The organism is Aurantibacter sp. (genome assembly GCF_039941195.1).
Classification (GTDB): Bacteria; Bacteroidota; Bacteroidia; order Flavobacteriales; family Flavobacteriaceae; genus Aurantibacter_A.
In genome coordinates, this window is sequence record NZ_JBDVFA010000078.1 from 54,245 (window position 1) to 62,248 (window position 8,004).

Consider the following 8,004-nt stretch of genomic DNA (forward strand, 5'->3'; position numbering starts at 1 on the left):
GGTATACTATTTAAGTACGCAAAAACCGGGATCATCGGCTAAGTTCGCACTAGGATTTCTCCACATAGCAACACCATCAATTAGGTCATCTGCGTTCTCAGGCCCCCAAACACCGGCAGAATAGCCATAAACTTTAGCATCAGAATTTTTCCAAAAATTTAAAATAGGATCAACAAATTCCCATGCCGCTTCTACTTCATCAGCACGAGCATATAGTGTAGCATCACCTTGCATAGCATCGAGCAATAGCCTTTCATAGGCTGTCATCACATAAGTATCTGCCAAACTAGAATAATAAAAATCAAGATTTGCACGCTCTACTCTAAATCCTTGTCCAGGTACCTTCACCCCAAATTTTATTAAAACACCTTCATCTGGTTGTATTCTAATAACTAATTTGTTGTCTTTATCAATAATACCTGATTCCTTAAAAATTTGATGATGCGGAGATTTAAAATGAATAACAACTTCAGTTACTTTAGTGGGCATTCTTTTGGCTGTACGTACATAAAATGGCACATCGGCCCAACGCCAATTATCTACAAAAAATTTAATTGCAGCATAGGTTTCTGTAGTTGAATTTGGATCTACGCCTTCTTCCTCTCGATATCCTTTTACATTTTCACCATCAATAACAGAGGCAACATATTGTCCTCTTATCGTATTTTCATGTAAAGTTTTATCATCGGTCATTACCCGTAAAGATTTTAAGGCCTTTACCTTCTCATTTCTAATTTCCTCTGCATTAGATCCAATAGGTGGCTCCATAATTATTAAGGAAACTATTTGAAGTAAATGGTTTTGAAACATATCTCGAAGGGCACCAGAATTATCGTAATAACCACCCCGTTTTTCTACACCTACACTCTCTGCATTAGTTACCTCCACATGACGAATATAATTACGATTCCATAGCGGTTCGAAAATACTATTTGCAAAACGAGTCACTAAAAGATTTTGAACTGTTTCTTTTCCTAAGTAATGATCTATTCTAAAAATTTGTGGTTCTTTAAAATATTTATGTAGCGCAATATTTAGTTTTTTTGCAGTTTCTAAACTATAACCAAAAGGCTTTTCAACAATTATTCTTTTCCAACCCTTATCTTCATTATGTAGCCCTTGATCATAAATATTTTTTGCCAACGACTCATAAATAGCAGGTGGTACAGAAAAATAAAAAATAAAATTATCATCGGTTCCAAATTCCCCATTCATCTTTATTATTCGTTCATTTAAACAACTATAATCTTCTTTTAGCGGATGATAAAACAGTTTATTACAAAATCCTGAAATAAAATCTTTATCAACATCCTTTAATTCTTCTTCTAGGTATTTACTTTCTTCAACTACTTTTTTACGAAAATCATCATCAGACCAAGCACTTCTACTAGCTCCTAAGACCACGTAGTTTTCAGGTAAATGATTACCCTTGTATAAATTATAAATAGCTGGTATTAGTTTTCGAGCAGTTAAGTCACCTGATGCTCCAAAAATGATAAGCATTTGATTTTCGGTTTTATCCATTTACATGTTTGTTTAATATTCAACTACAAGATTGATTTAAATATAACTAACCTTATGGAGTTTAAAAGAACTAAATCCGGATATTTTAATTTAATTTTGAGTTCATTCAACTTTCAAGAAATATATTATGGAGCATACGTACGATTTTGGATTGGTAGGTTTAGGTGTCATGGGACGCAATTTTATTTTAAACGTAGCCGACAACGGTTTTAAAGCCTATGGAAATGATTTAGATGCTGAAAAAGTAAATGCTTTAATAGCAGAAGGTGGTGATACAAATCGTGTAAACGCTTCCACGGATTTAAAAACATTTGTTGACTCTTTGTCATCTCCTCGTAAAATTATGTTGCTCGTACCTGCAGGTAAGGTTGTTGATATTGTTATCGAAAGTTTACTTCCGTTATTAAATAATGATGATATTATTATTGATGGTGGAAATTCTTTTTTCACCGACACAGATCGTAGAGAAGCCTATTTACAGGAAAAGGGAATTCACTTTTTTGGCTCTGGAGTATCAGGAGGAGCTAAAGGCGCAAGACTAGGACCAAGTATTATGCCAGGTGGTAATAGAGAAGCTTACCAACATGTAAAACCTATTTTCGAAGCTGTAGCAGCAAAAGCACACGGCGAACCGTGCGTGGCATATCTTGGACCAAAATCGGCTGGAAATTACGTTAAAATGGTTCACAATGGTATTGAATATGGTCTAATGCAATTAACCTCTGAAATATATGATTTACTAAAAAAAGGTGGTGAATATTCGAACGAATTGCTGCACCAAACCTATGCGAAGTGGAACTCTGGGCGTCTTCAATCTTTTCTAGTACAAATTACAGCAGAGATTTTTGAACAAAAAGACGAATTAGGCGAAGGAGATTTAATTGATAAGATATTAGATAAAGCCAAACAAAAAGGTACCGGTAAATGGACAAGTCAGAATGCAATGGACTTAGGTATACCTATTCCATCAATTGATATTGCAGTAAGCATGCGAGAAATTTCGGCCTTAAAAAATGAGCGTATTAAAGCAGATGCCTTATATAACAGACCTGAAATTACTCCTATGAACAAAGCTAGGTTAGGAACGTTAGCTGAAAAAGCACTTTTCTTTTCATTTATAATCACCTATGCTCAAGGATTGCATCAATTATCAGATGCTTCTAAGGAATACGGATATGAATTGGATATGGCTGAAATTGCTAAAATATGGAGAGCAGGTTGTATTATACGAGCTGGATTATTAGGTGATATTATGCAGGCTTTTCAAGAAGATAATTCCTTACCTAACCTTTTATTGTCGCCGCGTTTTGTTGAAAAAGTGCAAGACACTGTTGATGCAGCTCGAGAATTAGTGAGTTATGCCTCGCAAAATGGTATTGTTGTACCCGGACTTTCGAATTCACTTACTTATTTTGATGCGTATACATCTTCGCGACTACCCTTGAATTTAATTCAAGCGCAACGCGATTATTTTGGCTCTCATACTTATGAAAGATTAGATCGTGAAGGAATATTCCATACCGAATGGGAATAGTAAATATAAATTTTTACGTTTTACTCAAAGGTATTTACAGCTGTCTCTGGAAGATTAGTTCCTGCTAGATTTATTTGGTTCTTTAAATAAATCGCTTCCACAATTTTATGCAAATCAGGAATTACAGTTCTGGCGATTGGTGAATTACTATTTAATAGTACACAAATACCTATATCAGCTGCAGGGTAAACAGCAATTTCATTTCTAAAACTATTTACGCTACCACCGTGATGCCAGATGGTTTGTTGCTTCTGAGTAATTTCATCTTTAAACTTATGAATACGCCATCCGAAACCGTAATAAGATGCCAAATGTCCTGGCCACCGTTTATAGTATTTTCTACCAATATTAATATCAACTCGCGGTTTAAATACTTCAGCTAATGCCGATTTCTCTAATACCTCTGGATTATGACCTAATAAAAAGCGCATCCATTTTGCCATATCTAAAGCACTAGCATTTACACCACCTGCTGCAATTGCATTATCATAATGATCATTCAACTTTTTACTTCGCCAACCTCTTCTAGTTTTAGAATGCGGTACAGCAACATTTTTATTACTAATTAATGTTTCGTAATCGGTACTTGCAGAACACATTCCTAAGGGTTTAAAAAATCGTTTTTCTAATGAAACACCAATATCGTTACCTGTAATTTTTTTTGTGACTTCACCAGTAAGGGCGAACATAGCATTTTGATAACTATACATCTCTCCAGGTTTAGTAATAGGAGTAACTTCGTTAAAACGACCAGCAATTTTTTCTAATGGAATACCTGCTTCAACAAGATTCGTAAAACTATGATAAGGTGTTCCTGAAGTGTGCGATAAAATATGTGATAATTTTATCTCCTCAGTATTACTTTGACTACCTAATTGAAACTGCGGCAAATAATCACTCACTCTATCTTGCCAACTTAGTTTACCTTCATTCTTAAGTTCGGCAGTTAAAACTCCTGTAAACCCCTTGGATAGTGAACCTAATCTAAAAACTGTTTCAGCATTTACTTTAGCCTTCGCATCAATATTTTTATTACCAAACCCACTAGAAAATAAAATCGAATCTCCTTTTACAATACTAACTCCTGCTCCAACTATATCTCCAGCTTTTAGAGCTTTTGAAAAATAAGTCGAAATAGCAACTTCTAATTCTTGTTGTTGTTCTTTATAAATACGAGACGCTTCAGCTCTTAGTGCAAACTGTTCGTTATCAATAAAATTTGCAGTATCCAATTCTTTAGAAACCGGTTTGTGGCCACTAAGAACTAGTAGAAATAAAAGTAACATTGTTGAAAACGTAAAAACGACTAGTATTTTAAATCGTCGCATAGGTTAAGCTTTTTTTGATCTGGTTGTAAACTTTATTTTAGGGCTATATTACTTTATAAACGGTTGATTCTACTTAATATTTTATTAAATTATCCGCATATAATCCATTATACATATGAAAACCCAATTCTTTTTAATTGCCATCTTCATTTTACCATTCCTAATTTCGGCACAATCCGGAAAAATTAATAAATCTATTAGTGCCGAACAAATGATTGAAACTATTATTGCTAAAACAGAAGCAACCAAAGTTACCAATACCGTAGATATCATAAAAGCTGGTAATCCAAATGAAAAAGTAAAAGGTATTATTACATGTATGTTTGCTACTATGGATGTATTTAGAGCTGCAGTAGCTAAAAATTGCAATTTAATAATTACGCATGAGCCTTTGTATTACAATCATTTAGATAGTTCAGAGAATTTTGAAAATGACCCTGTTTATTTAGAAAAAAAGAAATTCATTGACGATAATAAATTAGTGGTGTGGCGGTTTCACGATTATATTCATCGTATAAATCCAGATGGTATAATTTCTGGAATGGTTGAAAAACTTAATTGGGAAAAAAATCAATCTACCAATAATCCTTATGCATTTAGTTTTAAAAAAATAGCATTAGGCAAATTTTTAAAAAGTATAAAAACTGCTTTTCCTGATAATGCTTTTCATGTGGTAGGAGATTCTACAATGAACTTAACAAATGTGGTTATGGTTCCAGGTGCTTCCGGTACTATGGCTCAAATTGGTCAATTAAGAAAAAGTGATGTAGATGTTGTCATCGCTGGAGAAGTTCCACAATGGGAAACTTACGAATATGTCAGAGATGCAAATTTACAAGGTCGAAAAAAAGCCATTGTTTTTATTGGTCATATTAATTCTGAAGAAAGCGGAATGAAATTTTGTGCAGATTGGTTAGGTGAATTTATTTACGATATACCTATACATTTTGTAGAATGCGGGTCTTCTTATTGGAGTTATTAATGGGTTCTATAAATCAAATTATAATCCATTTCAATTATGAATAAAAAAGTAGGAAACACTTTTAAAAACTACCCTACTCCTACCGAAGCAAATTTATGGTTAGAATATAGTACTGATAAAACAATATTCAAACTCTGGTCTCCTACTGCTGATGCTGTTAAATTAAATTTTTACAAGAATGGGCATGGTGGTAAAAAACTCAAAAGTCATTCACTTAAATTAACTACAAAAGGTATTTGGGCAATTGAACTATTGGGAAATTTAGAAGGCATATACTACACCTATCAAATTCAAATAGCAAACAAGTGGTTGAACCAAACCCCCGGTATTTACGCTAAAGCCGTAGGTGTAAATGGAGAACGTGCCATGGTTTTAAATTTAGAAAAGACTAACCCAATCAATTGGCCTTCAGACAAAAGACCACAAATAAAATTCTCAAATGAAGCCATCATTTATGAGTTACATATTCGTGATTTTACAATTTACCAAAAATCTGGTTCTTCCACTCCAGGAAAATATTTAGGACTTGTTGAAGAAAATACAAAAGGCCCACATGGAATTAAAACTGGCATTGCCCATTTAAAGGATTTAGGCATAACACATGTTCATTTACTACCAACTTTTGACTTTTATTCAATAGATGAATCGAAATTAGAAAATCCGCAATACAATTGGGGTTATGATCCGCAAAACTATAATGTACCAGAAGGTTCTTTTGCTACAGATCCATTTAATGCTGCAGTTAGAATTCAAGAGTTCAAAAAAATGATATTGTCGTTTCACAATCATGGTATTGGAGTAATCTTAGATGTAGTATATAACCATACAGGCCAAACTGAAATATCAAATTTCAATAAAGAAGTCCCTGATTATTATTATCGAAAGCTTAAAAATGGAGCGTATTCTAATGCATCCGGATGTGGCAACGAAACTGCATCGGAGCGTTTAATGATGCAAAAATTCATAATCGAATCTGTCACTTATTGGGCAAAAGAATATCACATTGATGGTTTTCGGTTTGACTTAATGGCAATTCACGATATTAAAACCATGAATGAAGTTAGTACTACGCTAAAAAAAATAAATAAAAATATAATTCTTTATGGTGAAGGCTGGACAGCTAATAATTCTACCTTACCCAAAAAAAACCAAGCATTAAAAACCAATATTAAAAAAATGCCTTCTGTTGCCGCTTTTTGCGATGAGTTAAGAGATGGACTTAAAGGTTCGGTTTTTAAAGAAAAAGAAACTGGATTTGTTAGTGGAAAAACAGATATAGAAGAAAGTATAAAATTTGGAATCGTTGGTGCTATAAAACATCCTCAAATTAATTATAAACTAGTAAATTACTCAGATGCTCCGTGGGCAAATAATCCATGGCAATCAATTTCATATGTTTCTTGTCATGACAATCATACACTTTACGACAAGCTAAAAATTTCAAAACCAAAAGCTTCCGAAAAAGAACTTATTGCTATGGACAAACTAGCCAATGCTATAGTTTTAACTGGGCAAGGAACACCTTTTCTACATGCGGGAGCAGAATTTTTACGGACCAAAAATGGAGAAAACAATTCGTACAATTTACCAGATGACATAAATCAAATTGATTGGAATCTAAAATTAAAAAATTTTGAAGTATATAATTATTACAAAAATTTAATTGCCTTTCGAAAAAAACATCCTGCCTTTAGAATGACCACAGGAGAGGAAGTTCGAGCGAATTTAGAGTTTAAAAAAACAGAAAAAGGATTAGTCAGCTACATAATTAAGAACAATAGTAATGGAGATATTTATAAAAACATTCTGGTAATTTATAATGCCCGAAAAAAGGAAGTAAATTACAAGCTAAAAGACAAATGGCAAATTGCTATTTCTGGTAACAATTTCTATTTAGATGAAATTAAAAGCTGTAAAACCCAAATTAAAGTAGCACCGATTTCTATGTCGATTCTTTATCAAAAATAAATTTAAATGAAATCAACTTCCCTAATAAATTTAATTTTCCTTTTGTTAATTACGATTAACGTAAATTCTCAAGAGGATGCATTTAGTAAATATGAAACCAATGAATTTCAGTTTAAAGGAAAAAATGCAAAAATTGTAATTCCAACTAAAGCTAATGAAGAACGTTTATGGGTATGGCGCGCTCGTTTCTGGGGGCACGAACCCCAAACAGATTTAGCATTGTTGGAAAAAGGGTTTCATATTGTTTATGTAGATGTAGCCGGGCTTTTTGGAAATAAAGAAGCTGTTACATTATGGAATGAGTTTTACGCCTATCTATTAAAAGTGTATGACCTTAATTCAAAAACAGTTTTAGAAGGATTGAGTAGAGGTGGATTAATTATTTACAATTGGGCGAGTCAAAATACGGACAAAGTATTTTGTATTTATGCCGATGCTCCCGTTTGCGATATTAAAAGTTGGCCAGGTGGACTTTATGCTGGACAAGGAAGCGATAAAGATTGGCAAGAATGTTTAAAGGTCTATGGCCTAAATGAAAAGTCTGCCCTAGAATTTACTGACGTTCCTATAAATAATGCAGTTAAAGTTGCTGAGGCAAACATTCCAGTTTTACATGTTTGTGGAGGGGCTGACATTGTAGTACCGTATAAAGAAAACACAGCAAAACT

Annotated in this window: 6 protein-coding genes; 4 read left to right on the forward strand and 2 right to left on the reverse strand. The window is 33.4% G+C overall.

The genetic code is table 11. The features are described from left to right. Positions 1-6: 6 nt before the first annotated feature. Entirely contained in the window at positions 7-1,524 is a 1,518-nt protein-coding gene (zwf, locus tag ABJF52_RS13050) for a glucose-6-phosphate dehydrogenase (RefSeq protein WP_348150949.1), read from the reverse strand. Between the two features lie 127 nt (positions 1,525-1,651). Between zwf and gndA the strand changes: the two genes are divergently transcribed. Continuing rightward, positions 1,652-3,058 carry an NADP-dependent phosphogluconate dehydrogenase gene (gene gndA / locus ABJF52_RS13055; RefSeq protein ID WP_348150952.1) on the forward strand — a complete coding sequence of 469 codons (1,407 nt, stop codon included), beginning with the start codon at positions 1,652-1,654 and terminating at the stop codon, positions 3,056-3,058. 20 nt (positions 3,059-3,078) lie between these two features. On the opposite strand, the gene ABJF52_RS13060 is transcribed toward gndA, so the two are convergent. Further along, positions 3,079-4,386, reverse strand: a complete 1,308-nt coding sequence (locus ABJF52_RS13060; protein WP_348150955.1) for a serine hydrolase domain-containing protein — start codon at positions 4,384-4,386, stop codon at positions 3,079-3,081. Positions 4,387-4,501: 115 nt separating this feature from the next. On the opposite strand from ABJF52_RS13060, the gene ABJF52_RS13065 reads away from it, so the two are divergent. The 3 genes from ABJF52_RS13065 to ABJF52_RS13075 form a co-directional block, all read left to right on the forward strand. Then, positions 4,502-5,368 carry a Nif3-like dinuclear metal center hexameric protein gene (locus ABJF52_RS13065; RefSeq protein WP_348150958.1) on the forward strand — a complete coding sequence of 289 codons (867 nt, stop codon included), beginning with the start codon at positions 4,502-4,504 and terminating at the stop codon, positions 5,366-5,368. Between the two features lie 36 nt (positions 5,369-5,404). Next, positions 5,405-7,336 (forward strand): type I pullulanase, encoded by a 1,932-nt coding sequence (gene pulA, locus ABJF52_RS13070; protein WP_348150961.1) that lies wholly within the window; start codon positions 5,405-5,407, stop codon positions 7,334-7,336. A 6-nt stretch (positions 7,337-7,342) separates the two neighbouring features. Beyond that, positions 7,343-8,004 (forward strand): alpha/beta hydrolase (locus tag ABJF52_RS13075; protein ID WP_348150964.1); only part of this gene is annotated, 662 nt, incomplete at its 3' end.

Coding starts and splice junctions, on each gene's coding strand:
- ABJF52_RS13060 (WP_348150955.1), bottom strand. CDS start 4,386: ATGCGACGATTTAAAATACTAGTCGTTTTTACGTTTTCAACAATGTTA.
- ABJF52_RS13065 (WP_348150958.1), top strand. CDS start 4,502: ATGAAAACCCAATTCTTTTTAATTGCCATCTTCATTTTACCATTCCTA.
- gndA (WP_348150952.1), top strand. CDS start 1,652: ATGGAGCATACGTACGATTTTGGATTGGTAGGTTTAGGTGTCATGGGA.
- zwf (WP_348150949.1), bottom strand. CDS start 1,524: ATGGATAAAACCGAAAATCAAATGCTTATCATTTTTGGAGCATCAGGT.
- pulA (WP_348150961.1), top strand. CDS start 5,405: ATGAATAAAAAAGTAGGAAACACTTTTAAAAACTACCCTACTCCTACC.